The sequence below is a fragment of the Salinimicrobium catena genome, assembly GCF_900102915.1.
Classification (GTDB): Bacteria; Bacteroidota; Bacteroidia; order Flavobacteriales; family Flavobacteriaceae; genus Salinimicrobium; species Salinimicrobium catena.
Window position 1 is genome coordinate 1 of sequence record NZ_FNGG01000017.1, and the last position, 15,124, is coordinate 15,124.

The following is a 15,124-nucleotide window of genomic DNA, read 5'->3' on the forward strand; positions in this document are numbered from 1 at the left end:
CACAACAAAGAACTAAGCTAACTTCCAAGGATTTTCACCCCAATTTCGACACGTAATTTTCATCGTAAGGCAATCCCGATTTTGCCACAGCAAAGGCTTGTTTAAGAAGTTTATTACAAACTGCAATCAAAGCTAACTTCTTGCTTTTGCCCTTGGCTATTATGCGCTCATAGATCTCTCTGCAGGCTTTGTTATGTTTACAGGCAGTAAAACTACACATGAACAGCAGGTTTCGGAGCTTTGCATTGCCCATTTTACTAATCCGGCTTCTGCCTCTTACACTGGCACCAGATTCCCTGATAGTGGGTGTAATACCGGCATAACAGCACAGCTGCCTGGCGTTTTCGAAATTGGAAAATCCATCTGTCAGCACCAATAACATGATAGCTGTTTTATTACCCATTCCGGGAATGCTTTTAAGAAGGCTTAGTTGGTTTTGCTGTTCCTCCTTTACCATTACAGTGAGTCGATCCTCCAGGACCTTAATTTCTCTCTGAATTGCTTTAAGAGATCTGTTCAAAGAATGATAAACAGCTTTGGAAGGCTTTCCAAGAACCTTTTCACCATGCAATTTATTCTTTAGGGCGGTACTTTGTTTGGTGTAGATCTCAATCAAACGCAACAACTGAAGTGACTCAGCCTGGTTCTCATCTTTGGCTGTATACAATGGAACTTCATTAACTGTGGCGTATTCACAGATCGCCCGGGCATCAGATTTATCAGTTTTAATCTTTGAGAGTTTCATCTGGATAAAACGCTTTACTGACAAGGGATTCACTACAGACACCTTTACACCCTGTTCGTAAAGGAACTGTGCCAGCCTGTAATGATAGTAACCGGTAGCTTCCATAACCACCAAATCTTGATCAGAAAGAGACTTAAGAAAGCTTTTAAAGCCGTTGCTGTCATTAGAAAATTGGTAATGTTTTCCGGCAGAGTCAGCAACATCAAACACATCTTTGCTGATGTCTACTCCGTAAATTTGGTTACATTTATTCATTAGAAATTGATTAGGAAAGGACACCTACTTTATTTTCATCGACTTAAAAACGAGATCCAGGTCTCATAGAACTAAACGAAATTGAAGTAGAAAAGAGAGGGGATTATCAATGTTGACGGAATCTATAGTTCCCACGGTTAATTTAACCTTACTCCTCTCTTTTGTTCTTTCTGGTTAGTGGGTAAAAGTTAGGAAATCAAACTTAAGTCGGTTAACGAGCAAATAGCGGAGAACCGTTCAAAATGGCATTTTTGACTACCTTTAAAAATATAATTTAACCGACAAATCACGTTTCCCAAGTCCGCTACTTGCGTTAACCGGAGACGTTGTACGCAAGCTGAAATCGAATTTTAATTGATAAAAAGAGCTATAATATTAACCTTAATTCTGAACTCAATAATTCTGATTGGAGTTCCTGCTGGACACGGTTACGGAATAATGATAATGTTTGAGGTTATCAGTGTTCCAATGCTAATCAAAAACGGATTTGACTTCCAGAAAGAATATCCTTTTGAGAGCAGTCTAATTTTAATAGCTCTGATTTCCTTAATTGGGAAACTGATTTCAATTACAACATTATTTTCGAAAAATATTCTGTACAAACAAAACTGGATTTACATCGGACTGACTTTAATGCTGATTTCTTTCCTCATTGTCTGTTACGGAGCGTGGGCTTATGACAATATCCTTTTTGCAATAACATTCGGAAGTGGAATACCTTTTTTAATGTATTTCGGTAGAGTTTTATATTTGATTAATCAAGAGAAAAATAAATCGGAACTAGTAAAGGAATGAAAAAAGCCTGCGTACAACATCGGTTAACGAGCAAATAGCGGCAGACCACTTAAAAATGACATTTTTGACTACCTTTAAAAAGATAACTTAACCGGACAAATTCGAGTTCCCACTCCGCTACTTGCGTTAACCGGTGACGTTGTAAACAATGGCTCCAAGAAAAAATTATTTTTTTAAAGTAATTATCTAATCTACCAAAAATGGAAATACAAGAAATTAAAAACTTTCGCAAAAGGCATAATCTTACACAATCAGATTTAGCAGAAATAGTCGGAGTTAAAGTTAGTGCAGTTTCTAAGTGGGAAATTGGACAAAGAAATATTTCAAATAGTGCAATTAAATTGATTAGGATTTACGATGAAAATAATTTCGATAATGAAGATTTGAGGAATAAAAATCAAATTGATTTAAAAGATTTTAGAAATAAATACAATCTAACTCAAGCTGATCTTGCAGAAATTACAAGTGTCAAAATCGGTACTGTTCAAAGTTGGGAACAAGGAAAGAGAAATATTACCAAAAGTGCAATTAAATTAATATCGATCTTCGAACAAAATCAAGAATCCTCTGCACAAGAAAAAGAGAATAATGGCGAATTATCATACTTAGAATTAAAAATAGACGAGATTCTAAACTATCAAAGGTCATTATTAATTGAAATAAAAAATTTAAAAATTCAATTAAGAGAACTAAAAGAAAAAACAATTAATTAAAAAGTCGCCACAGTTTACAACAACGCATAACTCAAATAGGCGGCACCGTTAGAAAGAAAATAATTATCTTCACAACAAAACAAGTCTAAGCCGACAAATTCGCGTCCCCTACTCCGCCAACTTGTGTTATGCGAGACCGTTGCCAAAAATGCTGCTGACCAACGAAACGTGGGAAAAATAAAACCTGACTCGAATAAAACGGACTTCTAAAATGCCATTTTTGAAAGGAAAGAAAATTTGAGTTTTAAAAGAAGGATTGCGGCGGATCACTCACTCAGGCGAAGAAAAAAAAGAAGCTGTAAAAACATCATTTTTGAGAGGTAAGAAAAATTAAGTTTCAAAAGAAAGTGCAGCGGACTTTCTCACTCAACCGGAGAAATAAATCGGACGTGAAAATGCCTTTTTTGAGAGGTAAGAAAAAATAAACCTTAAAACAAAACGCAGCGGATTGAAAAGCGAAACGGCTCACTCTAGCGGGCAGCACTATTTGGCAACAACGATTAACAAAAATGGCTTTTTTGAGAGTTAATTTCCTACATTTATTTCCATTAAAATAATACGTTGCACCGGAAAGTGAAGTTTTCAAAACTCGCCACTTTCGTTAATCAGGAACGTTGCCCACAATATTTGAAATCGTGCTAAAATTGAAATTCCTTCTTTTTACAATAATTGGTTTTCTGTACACAAGTTGTAAAACAGACAAAAAACCTGAACCCTACAAATCGGATCTAAAACTGACTGAGAATTTATCTGATTTTACAGATCGAATGACAGAGAAAGACACAGTCAAGATCTTCGCGGAATTAAATATGGAATGGTGGATTAGACGCGATGAATTAACTATTACCAAAAAAAACAACGAAATCAGACTTCAGACGACAATTAAAGAGGATACGACATTTGAAATGAAGTATGAGATGCGGACAAATGAACTACCAAGAAAAGTAATCTATAACACTGATCATTCATTTGAAAAACACTTTACAAATAGAATTGAGCGAACCAGAGATACAACAATTAGACAATACATTTATAAGATTATATCACCTAACGATACACTGACATTTTATACCGACGGATTAAGTGATAAAGGTCGGGCAGTAAAAGAATATTATGAATTTATGCAACGGTTTTATCCTGGCGAAAAAGAATTCAAATTTCCAGAAGTGGAATATGAAGAAGTCGAAGATTTTACTTTCTAAAAAATACTGTGGGCAACATCGGTTAACGAGCAAATAGCGGAAGATCCCTCTAAAATGACATTTTTAACTACCTTTAAAAAGATAACTTAACCGATAAATCAAGTTTCCCAGGTCCGCTACTTGCGTTAACCGGGAACGTTACCTGCAATTTGAAAACAGATGACAGATACATATTGAAATCGAAAGGGCGGAGAGTTTATAGAATTGTCATTGCAGTCATATTAAGCGGACTGTTAATGACATGCGGCTTAATAAATGATTCGACATCGCTATTATTTTTTGCTGCGGCAATTGCCTTCTTAGTCTTCATTGAGTTAATAATCCATGAAGAAACTATAATTGAATTGACTTCTGAAGTAATGAGGGTTAGAACTTCAAAACTGTCAGGGGCTATAAAAGAGAATAATGAAATTCAACTTTCTGAAATACAGTCGCGATCCTTTGAAAGAAAGACACATGACGGATATATGTTGGCATTTCATACCCTTTGGGAACTTTATTTCCCGACCAATAAAAGTGAGCTGACAATTCATTTACAAAATGGTAAACGAAAAGAAATACCTTTAAATATATCTGATAAAGCAGCGAAGAACCTTATTAGTAGAATTCCTGAAAGAATTCCAAATAATTAAAAAAATAAAAAACTGCAGGTAACATCGGTTAACGAGCAAATAGCGGCAGACCATCAAAAAATGACATTTTTGACTACCTTTAAAAATAGAATTAAACCGACAATTTAGCGTCTCCAAATCCGCTACTTGCGTTAACCGGTGACGTTGCCAACCATAGCTCCGGACTGACTCAAACCGGATAAAAATTAAATTTTCCGACTCTTCTCCTGGAAAACAGAAACGGACACTCACTCAGACGGATTTAAATTTAAAAAACGAACTTCCACTCTGCTGTTTTTAATTTTTATCACTCTTGCGGATCTCAAAACTTTAAAAAGCAGGACGGATTTACTAAAGAAGAAAAATAATCGAACGTAAAATTCAAGAAAAACGGAAAACCTTTCGTGCTCACTCAGCTGTGTCGCTACGGCTTGGCAACAACGGTTATCAAAAATGGCTTTTTTGGGAGATAATTTCCTACATTTATTTCCATTAGATAAATCCGTTACGCCGGAAAATTGATGGCTTCCCTACACGCCACTTTTGTTAACCGGTGACGTTGCCAACCATAGCTCCGGACTGACTCAAACCGGATAAAAATAAAATTTCTCAACTCTTCTCCTGGAAAACATAAACGGACACCCACTCAAGCGGATTAATACTTAAAAAAGCGGACTTCCACTCTGCTGTTTTTAATTTTTATCACTCTTGCGGATCTCAAAACTTTAAAAAGCAGAACGGATATACTAAAGAAGAAAAGGAACAATTAAAGAATTAAAGAAAACGGCAAATCTTTCGTGCTCACTCAGCTGTGTCGCTACGGATTGGCAACAACGGTTATCAAAAATGGCTTTTTTGAGAGATAATTTCCTACATTTATTTCCACAAGAAAAATCCGTTGCGCCGGAAAACTGAAGGCTTCCCTACACGCCACTTTTGTTAACCGGGAACGTTGTGAACAAGACCTCCGAACTCACTCAGACCGGATAATTACTTTAATTTTTTACTCCTCGCCTGGAAATCAAAAACGCATAATTACTCAGCCGGATTAAAAATTAAAAATAACGGACCTTCCACTCTGCTGTTTTTAACCTTTCTCACTCTGACGGATCTGGAAACCTTAAAAAAGTAGGACGGATTTACTAAAGAAGAAAAATAAACAATCACAAAAATTAAAGAGAACGGCTTTCCTTTCGTGCTCACTCAACTCTGTCGGTCCAGTTCACAACAACGGTTAACAAAAATGGCTTTTTTGAGAGATAATTTCCTACATTTATTTCCATAAGAAAAACCCGTTGCGCCGGAAAACTGACGGCTTCCCTACACGCCACTTTCGTTAACCGGCGACGTTGTGCACAATGATGAAAAAAATTCTGCTGTTAACCTTAATAGTTTTAATATTCGCTTGTAAGAACAGTGAATCGGAAATTTCAAATAACCAGATTGAAAAAGAATTTTACGCTGACGGAAAATATGATTATAAGTTAACCTTCCATAAAAATGAATTTGACAGTATAGTTTATAAATATCCAGATGGAAAGATTTATAAAACAGGGAAAATTAAAAATCAGAACAAAATAGGAAATTGGTTAATTTATGATTCACTAAATGATTTAAGAGAAATTAGAGAATATTTTATCGTTAATGATTCAAGCTATTTAAATCGAGTTTTCCATTTGAAAAATGGTGACACTCTAGCAAATAAAAAGTCACTGATAACCCATCAACCAGAATTTATTGCTGATACTCTTAATTTCAACTATACAACATACAATTTCATTAAAGTTCTAAGTAAGGATACCATAAATTTAAATGAGCCATTTTCCGCATATGCATATAATGGTTCTCCAACTTTAAGAAATTTAAATTCTCAAATTCTGGTTTTAGTTGGAAAAGAAAAAAATAATATCAATTCCGACTTTTCAAATCTTGAAGAGGTAAAACTAGATACTTTTTATAATGTAAATACTGATGCTATTAATCAGCCAAATTTTACCGGTTATGATTGGAAACAAGTGGCAGTTTTTGGAAGATGGTTTAAAACACCTGGAGAAAAAACTATACGAGGTTATGTGTTAGAATATGCTAAAGGCCCATTCACTGATACCATTTTAAATAAAAATAATGTCGATAGCTTAACAACCAAAACATATTTCGAGAGAAAAGTATTCATAAGGGAAAGGTAAAAACTGCATCACTGTGCACAACATCGGTTAACGAGCAAATAGCGGAAGATCCTTCTAAAATGACATTTTTGACTACCTTTAAAAATAGAACTTAACCGGAAAAATTCAAATTCCCAAGTCCGCTACTTGCGTTAACCGGGAACGTTGCCAATAATGCAGAGCCTTAAATAATTATTACAAAATGAACGTGAAATTTCTATTTATTTTATGTCTGATTTGCGTGTCTTGCGGTATTGATCGAACTGAAAGAAAAATTGATCTTCAGGAAAGTGAAGAAATCATTCTCATTATGGAAGAATTTTCTATAGATCGCTTAGAGTTAAGAGAAGGTAATTTAGTTATTAATGACACTCTTTTGCTCTCCAATTCTTCGTCCGTTTATTCATCAACCGATCCCAGATGGACAGCTCATCAGATGAAAATTGAAGAATGGATTAAAAATAAAAAGATTAAACAAGAGACATTAACTGCTTTGTTTAATTTGATGACAAACAGTAAAAATCAACGGATTGTAAAAGAAAGAGAAGTTTACTTTTTCAATGAAGGTTCCTGGATTGACGCGGATTGGGGTAAGGCATACTCTATTCACAATATTTCATCGAAAAAACCAGATTTTTCATTCGATAATGTTCAGGAAATAAAAACAATTGACGACCGACCTAACTGGTATGAATATTATGCCGATTAAAAAGCACTATTGGCAACATCGGTTAACGAGCAAATAGCGGCAGACCCCTCTAAAAAGACATTTTTGACTACATTTAAAAAGATAACTTAAACCGACAAATCACGTTTCCCAAGTCCGCTACTTGCGTTAACCGGTGACGTTGTAGAGCATTAAAGCGGAACTAATACGAACTTTTCGCATCGGCCAGAAGAAAAAATTTGATAAAAACGGATAATGAAAAGACTAACGGGAATCAATAGTAATTTTCAAATATTTGGATGGTTGAATTTTTTTTCGAGTCTCCTCATTTTAATTTTTGTCAAAGAAGCTGACTTCATTGACAAATTGATCGCAATGTTTGCTATTAATGCAGGATACTTTATATATTACTTCCTTATAGGAAAAATGATTTGAAGCCAGGTAAAATGGTTAAAACGAAATAATAAGGAAAGAGTGTTTTCAATTCAAAAAAAGATGATTAATCTATTTGCCATCTGTACTCCTTTATTTGCTTTAACTATTATTCTTGCTATTCTATACACAGCATATAATACTCAAAACTATGCTATGCTCTTTGCTATATTTTTACCGATGGGAATATATTTAGGAGGAAACCGACTGAAAACCGGATTAAAGAAAGTGAAATAAAAACGCTCTACAACAACGGTTCATCGCCAATAAGCGGCACCGTTAGTAAGAAAATAATTAACTTGACCAACAAACCAATATTAAGCCGACAATCCCGCGTCCCCTACTCCGCCAACTGGCGATAACCGAGACCGTTGTGATGCAATTTTTTTAATAAAGTTTCCTACCTAAAAGTTCTAAAATAGAGAACTTTTATTATCTTTGTTCTAGATTTTTTAGAATGAAAAGAATAGTTTCAAAAAAGACATTAAGAGAATTCTGGGAAAAACATTCTGATTCAGAACAGTATTTAAAAACGTGGTACGAAACAGCTAAAACTTCCAATTGGAATTCTCCGAATGATATTAAGAAAACTTATATAAATGCCAGCATTTTAAAAGATAGTAGAGTCGTTTTCAACATTAAAGGTAACTCATACAGATTGATCGTAAAATTTAATTACGATAGACAATGGGCCTTTATAAGATTTGTTGGAACACACGCAGAATATGATAAAATAGATGCTGACACAATTTAAAAACTAGAGTTATGAATATTAAACCTTTAAAAAACGAACAAGATTACGAGAAAGCTTTAGAAAGGCTTGAGGTAATATTTGATGCTCCAGCTAACTCACCAGAAGGAGACGAGGCAGAAATACTTTCAATGTTAATCGATAACTACGAAAATGAACATTATCCTATTGAAGCTCCAGATCCAATTGAAGCTATAAAAATCAGAATGGAGGAAATGAATCTTAAACAAAAAGATTTAGTTGGAGTAATTGGTGGAAAAAGTAGAGTTTCGGAAATCTTGAATAAAAAGAAAAGATTGACTGTAGACATGATTAGAGAATTGGAAAGAATTCTACATATTTCTGCTTCTGTGTTGGTAACTAATTACCAGTTATCGAAGTAAAAAAAACAGCACACAACAACGCATAACTCAAATAGGCGGCACCGTTAGTAATAAAAAGTTTATATTCACGATCAAACTAAAAAGATAAGCCGACCAAGCCGCGTCCCCTATTCCGCCAACTTGTGTTATGCGAACCCGTTGTGGTGCATTTTCAGAAAATTATCAATAAATAATGGAAGAAATAAAGGTTATCTTAAAAGCTATTCCGTTTTGGATGTATGAAAAATATAAACTAAAAAACCATCAAGGCAAAAGCAGACCAAATCACTTTTCAACTCAAAAAAGAAATACCACATTCTATAGAAAACTTGAAAAAGAGTTACTTCCAATTCTGAATAAGAAAAACTATATCAAAAAGAAAAATAGAGTTTTCATTCATGAAAAAAATGAAAAAATTTCATATATCCATTTTGCTTTAAACCATCAGAGAAATGGAATTTGCGTTGATATTGGCGAAATTGATAATCAAACCAATAAGAATATTATTGAAGCAATAATTAATGATACAAAATTTAAAAGGCTAAAACCTGATTTTTGGAAGTTTGATTATCAATATCCTGTAAGAAAATCGAATAAATATGATGAAAATATAATTAATGAGATCAAATCTCTCCTACTGAAAAATCTTTAAAAACTTTATTCAAATCACCAATTGAATTAATTGTCAGACAATAAAACGCACCACAACAGCGATTAACGAGGCCAATATGCGGTATTCCAGGAAAAAGAATAACTTAGAACACCAAACAATAAAACAACCAGCCGACTACTCCGCGTGCTAATTTCCGCACACTGGCGTTAATCGCAACCGTTGCCTGCAATATGAAAAAAACATTATTTATTATCATAACGACAGCGTTTGTCTCTTCTTGTGGCTCGTCTAAAATTGAGAAGGAAGGGATTGCTGATGAAAAGTTTACACTTTGTTCTGACCTTAAATACGATCGACTAATTACTGAGTTCTATCCCAATGAAGGAAAGACAATCCTAAAGAAAAACATTCACAGCCTTTTCGAAAACTTTTTACTAAAACAAGGTTATCTGACTGAAATAAGTAAGGCTGGGTATGAAGATTTGTTGGAAAAAGTGAAACGTGGTGAAGTAAGTGAAAAATCAACTGAACAATTTAGAAAGGAATTAGATTTTGATCCGTCTTTATTATTTCCAAGCAGTACTTTCATGAGCTGTTATACGATGCTAATCGAAGAATTTAAACTTGTGAATGAAAAAGGCTGGCACTCCCAATTTAGAGACGCTTATTGGAAATTTGAAGCCAACGGAGACCTGGATTCAAATAATTCCAATCAAATAGAAAAGGCTCTGCAGCTGATCCCAGAGGAGAAATTTAAAGAAATTGAATACCGAAAATTATTTTTAGATTTAATCTATATGCACGTCAGATAATACTGCAGGCAACATCGGTTAACAAGAAATTGCGGCAGAGCATCCAAAAATGACATTTTTAACTACCTTTAAAAAACTATTTAACCGACAAGTTTGCACTTCTTTACTCCGCAACTTCTGTTAACCGTAGACGTTGTGTGCAATTTTTGAACAAAATTTTATTTAATGAACGAATCAATCCCGATTAAAAAGAATGACTTTGTAAAATATATGAAGTCAATCTATTTGGTTAAAGATTTTCAAAAACTCGAAAATGGAAGATATCGTTTGAATTATTATTTTAGGTCTATAGAGAAAAATCACGCTAAACTGCATCTTAATGGCCATAACAACATTATTGGATATTTAGCTAAAAACATTAGGAAAGCCACTACAGAAGAAATGAATTTTTTGGTATCTAGAATAAAATCAAAATATCCAAATTTTGATCTATCATTAGATAAAGATTTAAAAGAAGAAGATCAGGAATTGGAAATAGAGGAATGCATTAAATTTTTAAAAAAGAATGGATATTTAATCTTTAAATCTGTTTAATCAAATAAAAAAGATTGTGGATAGAATTATTTACTTTTTTGATAAACTAGTTAATGCCTTATCTGATATTAGTGTATTAATATATTTAGTTTTATTTTTTCTCGCGATCATTCTAACATTTCTATTTAATCAGTTTTTAAAAAAATTTTATCCTTCTATTAGCAGAAAAAATTTGAAATCGGTAGCAGCTGCTATTTTTATTGGATTACCAATAATTGGATTAATCATCTTCGTATTTATAAGTATAATGCTTGACCGATCTGATTTTTAGAAAAATAGAAGAAACCTAAAAAGTGGCAAAAACAGCACACAACACCGCTTCATCGCAAATAACGGGTTTAATCGAAAAAGTGTAATTTTAGTAACCAAGAAAAAAAATGGTTAAGCCGACAAGTCCGCGTCCCTACTCCCGCAACTTGCGATAAGCGAAACCGTTGTAAAAAATGCCGCTGACCAACAAAACGCGAGAAAAATAAAAACTGACTTTTAAAATGCCATTTTTGGAAGGAAAGAAAAAATGAGTTTAAAATATAAATTGCAACGGACTACTTACTCAAACGGATAAATTAAAGCAGATAAAAATCATTTTTGACACTAAAGAAAAATTGATTTTCAAAAGAAAGTGCAGCGGACTTTCTTACTCAAACGGATTTAAAAAAGTTGTTTAAAAAATCAATTTTGACAGATAAGATAAATTGAGTTCAGAAGAAGATTGAAACGGATTCTCTCACTCGGTCAGAAAAAAAAGGGGACGCAAAAAAGTCACTTTTCAGAGGTGAGATAATTTGAACTTTAAAGAATAACCAAGCTGACTTAAAAGCAGAATGGCTCACTCGGGCGGGCGGCACATTTTTACAACAACGATTAACAAAAATGGCTTTTTGAGAGATAATTACCTACATTTATTTCCACAAGAAAAAGGCGTTGCGCCGGAAAGTAAAGTTTTCAAAACACGCCACTTTCGTTAATCGGGAACGTTGGGCACAATAATTACACAGATCAGAACAAAGAACAAATGAAAAAATTACTACTCCTAATATTGATTTCAACCTCATTTTCAGCTTGCGGACAAGATTTGACTTGTGCTGATTTTAAAGAAGGTGAATTTTTAATTCCAGCTGATTCATTAAATCCTGAATCTTATAAGATTTCACGAAAAAATGGTAAACAGATTGAAATTGACGAAAACGGAGATGAAATAAAAATAGATATTAAATATCAAGATGATTGCAATTACATTTTAACTTATCAAGAGTCTCAAAATTTAGATAATCTCGCTAGATACATAAATAAATCTGGTGGCATTCATATTAAAGTATTAGAAATTAAAGGTGATACTTTATCCTACTCAGGTTTGATAGAAAATGACACGTTATCTTATGAAATGCCAGGAAAGCTGATAAAATTAGATTGAAGAAATCGGATGGAAATCAACGACTATATTACATATGCAATTTCAATAGTTGCAATAGTTATTTCAATTATTGCGTTTATTCAAAATCACAAAATTTCGAAAAGACAAACACGAATTGGTAGAATTGAAGAAATACTGGAGATAATTCATATTTTAAATATCAATTATCACTACTTCTACGACACTTATTTTTTCAAAGAATCAATTCTAAGTCACTCTAAAGAAAACAAAGAAGAAGAAAAAGAATATTTAAAGCAGGTTAAAGCTTTAATCGAAATTTCTAACAAAATTGATCTTCAAAACAAGCTTTCCCGTTTACATATTTTAAATAATTCATATCTCCCAAAGAAAGAACTCAAAGATAAAATTGGAGTAATAATAGCTGTTTATTCATCATTAGCAGGAAGTACAATATCGGAACCAATTAGAAAGGAATATTTACCATTCACTGATTTCCCAAAACCTTGGCATTTCTTAGAATTTGCACAGGAAATTCAAAATGAATTACTTAAAGAAATGAATTTGGGTTACAAAGATAACTTCTCAAACACTAATTCATATGAGAAAAAATTCAGAGAAAGATATAATTTACAATAAATACAGTGCCCAACAACGGCTCATCGCCAATAACGGGTATTGTCGAAAAAGTGTAATTTTAGAAACCAGGAAATAAAACAAATAAGCCGACAACTCCGCGTCCCTACTCCCGCAACTGGCGATAGCCGAGACCGTTAGCAACAATAGCTCTGAACTCACTCAGGACGTTTAAAAAATTTAATCCTAACTCTTCCCCTGGAAATTATAAACTGACACTCACTCAGCCGATTTAAAATCAAACAGAGCCTACCACTCTGCTGTTTTTAATTTTTCTCACTCTTACGGATCCAGTACGTTTTAAGCAGTATGTTTATTTGAAAAACATTTAGTAATAAAAGAATAAACAAAATGGATAAATGTCTGTGCTTACTCGGCTGTTTCGCTACTGTTGCTAACAACGGTTATCAAAAATGGCTTTTTTGAGAGATAATTTCCTACATTTATTTCCATTAGAAAAATCCGTTGCGCCGGAAAACTGAAGGCTTCTCTACACGCCACTTTTGTTAACCGGCGACGTTGTCAACCATAGCTCCGGACTCAACTCGAGCGGATAATATTTAACGCCAATGGATATTTATTCTTTAAAATATTTTTTACTAAGTTAGATGAATAAAGGTATTTGTTAATATGACCAAAATACAACTTGCTTTAGGAGTTATAATTGTTTCTGCTTGGATATTTTATAATTTAGAGAGAAGTGAAGTAACTTTTTTTGAATTAGCTCTTTCCATTCCTATTCTTGCAATAGGAATTTTCTTTATTGATAGAGGTTCAGGGAGTAAAATGCAAAGAGATAAAAAAAAGGAAAAGAAGGAAAAACCAGCAGAATAATATCATTCAAACCGAGAATAACTTTTATTTTTTACCACATAGGATTTCTTATAAATTTATATTTCCCCCTAAATCACGTTATTCCTAAATTATTATACACACAAAGCAGACGGAAAAATAAAATGTCAAATCTTTGGTGCTCACTCGGCTGTGTCGCTACGGATTGACAACATCGGTTAACGAGCAAATAGCGGCAGACCATCTAAAATGACATTTTTGACTACCTTTAAAAAGATAACTTAACCGACATAAATCGTTTCCCAACTCCGCTACTTGCGTTAACCGGGAACGTTGGCAGCAAGTTAACCACAACTTCGTAAATGAGTATCTGAAATGAAAAAAATTACTTCTCTAATCATTCTTCTGACTTTAACAGGTTGCAGATATTTCAACGTCAGTCCAGTCAACGGACTTACGACTAAAAACTTGACTGAAGAACCGACTCAAAGAGAGATGGTTGGTGTTTGGGAAGTTGACAAAATCAGCTATGATTTAATTGAAGAAAAAGGTTACGAAAAGAAGGAAATTGAGTTGAACCTAAAAAGTAATGGAACTTTTGAAATTTCCAATTTACCGAATTTTGTAAATGTTTTTGATCAAACATCAGAAAAATACGTGAACACAGATGGAATTTGGCAAATAAGAAAAGATTCCAAAGAAGAAAATTGGGTACTACATATGAATTTTAATGATAGTAATTTATACGAAAATGGAATGTTAACTTCATATGATTTATACCTGGAAGAGGACGGTATTATTATTTGGAATTTCATCGGAGATCCTGATTCAGGAGAAAGATTTTTATATCGGAAAAAATAAAAAAACCTGCTGCCAACAGCGGTTAACGAGCAAATAGCGGACGAGTCTGCAAAAAATGACATTTTTGTCTACCTTTAAAACGATAACTTAACCGGACAAATTTGCGTCCCCAACCCCGCTACTTGCGTTAACCGGTGACGTTGTAGCACATTTGTAGAAAACAGTAAAAGTTGATGAATGAGTATTTCGACTACTTTATGAAGAAAAAATCATATTAATATGTGGCGGACTTTTAGAGATTTAGGAGGGTTTATTTGGGTTATACTTAAACTTGGACGGACTGACTTGGAGAGTGAACAATCTAGAGAAAATTGGGAAAGAAATATTCTTACTTCAATTGTAATTTTATTAGTCCTGACCTATATCTCAATAGCATCAGAATAAAATTCGCTAAATAAAAAAGCTTTAAAACTTAGATTATGGCAGCAGGGGGACCAGCGGATCATCCACTAACTGACATCTTAATATATAATTTGGATGTGTACAACAAAAAATGCGATGATTTAGTTAGGCAAATTTCTAAATTCGTCTCTATTCACACTCTTTTTGAAATGTTCGATTGGTTTGATAATTTCTCGGCAACAGAGGAGCAACTGATAGAATTTGAAAAAGTATTATCTCTCAAACTAAATGAACTCCAATCTCTCGCTGAGTCGAATGGCTGGGAGAAAAAATAAAACGTGCTACAACAATGAATAACACAAATTGCGGAACCCTTCCAAAAATGACATTTTTGACTACCTTTAAAATAATTCTTTAACGGAAAAATTCGAGTTCCCAAGCCGCAACTTGCGTTATTCGAGACG

Annotated in this window: 17 protein-coding genes; 16 read left to right on the plus strand and 1 reads right to left on the minus strand. The window is 33.6% G+C overall.

Annotation, left to right across the window (positions count from 1 at the left end; translation table 11 throughout):
• Positions 1-34 precede the first annotated feature (34 nt).
• Positions 35-1,000 (minus strand): IS110 family RNA-guided transposase, encoded by a 966-nt coding sequence (locus BLS64_RS14590; RefSeq protein ID WP_093112978.1) that lies wholly within the window; start codon positions 998-1,000, stop codon positions 35-37.
• A gap of 354 nt (positions 1,001-1,354) precedes the next feature.
• On the opposite strand from BLS64_RS14590, the gene BLS64_RS14595 reads away from it, so the two are divergent.
• The 16 genes from BLS64_RS14595 to BLS64_RS14680 all read left to right on the plus strand — a co-directional run bounded on the left by BLS64_RS14595 (position 1,355) and on the right by BLS64_RS14680 (position 14,995).
• On the plus strand, positions 1,355-1,795 hold the full coding sequence (locus BLS64_RS14595; protein ID WP_093114476.1) for a hypothetical protein: 441 nt from the start codon (positions 1,355-1,357) through the stop codon (positions 1,793-1,795).
• 200 nt (positions 1,796-1,995) lie between these two features.
• Positions 1,996-2,508 (plus strand): helix-turn-helix domain-containing protein, encoded by a 513-nt coding sequence (locus tag BLS64_RS14600; RefSeq protein ID WP_093114477.1) that lies wholly within the window; start codon positions 1,996-1,998, stop codon positions 2,506-2,508.
• Positions 2,509-3,317: 809 nt separating this feature from the next.
• Positions 3,318-3,710 (plus strand): hypothetical protein, encoded by a 393-nt coding sequence (locus BLS64_RS14605; RefSeq protein WP_176763489.1) that lies wholly within the window; start codon positions 3,318-3,320, stop codon positions 3,708-3,710.
• A 149-nt stretch (positions 3,711-3,859) separates the two neighbouring features.
• Positions 3,860-4,342, plus strand: a complete 483-nt coding sequence (locus tag BLS64_RS14610) for a hypothetical protein (protein WP_143019347.1) — start codon at positions 3,860-3,862, stop codon at positions 4,340-4,342.
• Between the two features lie 1,337 nt (positions 4,343-5,679).
• Positions 5,680-6,507 (plus strand): hypothetical protein, encoded by an 828-nt coding sequence (locus BLS64_RS14615; protein ID WP_093114480.1) that lies wholly within the window; start codon positions 5,680-5,682, stop codon positions 6,505-6,507.
• 181 nt (positions 6,508-6,688) lie between these two features.
• Positions 6,689-7,195: a hypothetical protein gene (locus BLS64_RS14620; protein ID WP_093228701.1), complete on the plus strand. Its 507-nt coding sequence runs from the start codon at positions 6,689-6,691 to the stop codon at positions 7,193-7,195.
• Between the two features lie 847 nt (positions 7,196-8,042).
• Positions 8,043-8,339: a type II toxin-antitoxin system HigB family toxin gene (locus BLS64_RS14630; RefSeq protein ID WP_093114483.1), complete on the plus strand. Its 297-nt coding sequence runs from the start codon at positions 8,043-8,045 to the stop codon at positions 8,337-8,339.
• Positions 8,340-8,350: 11 nt separating this feature from the next.
• The gene (locus tag BLS64_RS14635) at positions 8,351-8,719 is read left to right on the plus strand and encodes a helix-turn-helix domain-containing protein (protein ID WP_093114484.1); all 369 of its coding nucleotides are present in this window, start codon (positions 8,351-8,353) and stop codon (positions 8,717-8,719) included.
• 172 nt (positions 8,720-8,891) lie between these two features.
• Positions 8,892-9,350: a hypothetical protein gene (locus tag BLS64_RS14640; RefSeq protein WP_093114485.1), complete on the plus strand. Its 459-nt coding sequence runs from the start codon at positions 8,892-8,894 to the stop codon at positions 9,348-9,350.
• Positions 9,351-9,541: 191 nt separating this feature from the next.
• Positions 9,542-10,123 (plus strand): hypothetical protein, encoded by a 582-nt coding sequence (locus BLS64_RS14645; RefSeq protein WP_093114486.1) that lies wholly within the window; start codon positions 9,542-9,544, stop codon positions 10,121-10,123.
• A gap of 165 nt (positions 10,124-10,288) precedes the next feature.
• Complete coding sequence (locus BLS64_RS14650) at positions 10,289-10,657, plus strand: hypothetical protein (RefSeq protein WP_093114487.1); 369 nt, start codon at positions 10,289-10,291, stop codon at positions 10,655-10,657.
• Positions 10,658-11,672: 1,015 nt separating this feature from the next.
• Positions 11,673-12,071, plus strand: a complete 399-nt coding sequence (locus BLS64_RS14660) for a hypothetical protein (protein WP_093114489.1) — start codon at positions 11,673-11,675, stop codon at positions 12,069-12,071.
• A gap of 9 nt (positions 12,072-12,080) precedes the next feature.
• Positions 12,081-12,668: a hypothetical protein gene (locus BLS64_RS14665; RefSeq protein ID WP_093114490.1), complete on the plus strand. Its 588-nt coding sequence runs from the start codon at positions 12,081-12,083 to the stop codon at positions 12,666-12,668.
• A 627-nt stretch (positions 12,669-13,295) separates the two neighbouring features.
• Positions 13,296-13,499 (plus strand): hypothetical protein, encoded by a 204-nt coding sequence (locus BLS64_RS14670; protein WP_093114491.1) that lies wholly within the window; start codon positions 13,296-13,298, stop codon positions 13,497-13,499.
• Positions 13,500-13,832: 333 nt separating this feature from the next.
• Positions 13,833-14,318, plus strand: a complete 486-nt coding sequence (locus BLS64_RS14675) for a hypothetical protein (RefSeq protein ID WP_143019348.1) — start codon at positions 13,833-13,835, stop codon at positions 14,316-14,318.
• Between the two features lie 419 nt (positions 14,319-14,737).
• Positions 14,738-14,995: a hypothetical protein gene (locus BLS64_RS14680; RefSeq protein WP_093113669.1), complete on the plus strand. Its 258-nt coding sequence runs from the start codon at positions 14,738-14,740 to the stop codon at positions 14,993-14,995.
• Positions 14,996-15,124 lie beyond the last annotated feature (129 nt).

What these genes read in the sequence shown, in the direction of transcription:
- BLS64_RS14590 (WP_093112978.1), bottom strand. Translation starts at nt 1,000, where the DNA reads ATGAATAAATGTAACCAAATTTACGGAGTAGACATCAGCAAAGATGTG.
- BLS64_RS14600 (WP_093114477.1), top strand. Translation starts at nt 1,996, where the DNA reads ATGGAAATACAAGAAATTAAAAACTTTCGCAAAAGGCATAATCTTACA.
- BLS64_RS14605 (WP_176763489.1), top strand. Translation starts at nt 3,318, where the DNA reads ATGGAATGGTGGATTAGACGCGATGAATTAACTATTACCAAAAAAAAC.
- BLS64_RS14615 (WP_093114480.1), top strand. Translation starts at nt 5,680, where the DNA reads ATGATGAAAAAAATTCTGCTGTTAACCTTAATAGTTTTAATATTCGCT.
- BLS64_RS14620 (WP_093228701.1), top strand. Translation starts at nt 6,689, where the DNA reads ATGAACGTGAAATTTCTATTTATTTTATGTCTGATTTGCGTGTCTTGC.
- BLS64_RS14630 (WP_093114483.1), top strand. Translation starts at nt 8,043, where the DNA reads ATGAAAAGAATAGTTTCAAAAAAGACATTAAGAGAATTCTGGGAAAAA.
- BLS64_RS14635 (WP_093114484.1), top strand. Translation starts at nt 8,351, where the DNA reads ATGAATATTAAACCTTTAAAAAACGAACAAGATTACGAGAAAGCTTTA.
- BLS64_RS14640 (WP_093114485.1), top strand. Translation starts at nt 8,892, where the DNA reads ATGGAAGAAATAAAGGTTATCTTAAAAGCTATTCCGTTTTGGATGTAT.
- BLS64_RS14645 (WP_093114486.1), top strand. Translation starts at nt 9,542, where the DNA reads ATGAAAAAAACATTATTTATTATCATAACGACAGCGTTTGTCTCTTCT.
- BLS64_RS14650 (WP_093114487.1), top strand. Translation starts at nt 10,289, where the DNA reads ATGAACGAATCAATCCCGATTAAAAAGAATGACTTTGTAAAATATATG.
- BLS64_RS14660 (WP_093114489.1), top strand. Translation starts at nt 11,673, where the DNA reads ATGAAAAAATTACTACTCCTAATATTGATTTCAACCTCATTTTCAGCT.
- BLS64_RS14665 (WP_093114490.1), top strand. Translation starts at nt 12,081, where the DNA reads ATGGAAATCAACGACTATATTACATATGCAATTTCAATAGTTGCAATA.
- BLS64_RS14670 (WP_093114491.1), top strand. Translation starts at nt 13,296, where the DNA reads ATGACCAAAATACAACTTGCTTTAGGAGTTATAATTGTTTCTGCTTGG.
- BLS64_RS14675 (WP_143019348.1), top strand. Translation starts at nt 13,833, where the DNA reads ATGAAAAAAATTACTTCTCTAATCATTCTTCTGACTTTAACAGGTTGC.
- BLS64_RS14680 (WP_093113669.1), top strand. Translation starts at nt 14,738, where the DNA reads ATGGCAGCAGGGGGACCAGCGGATCATCCACTAACTGACATCTTAATA.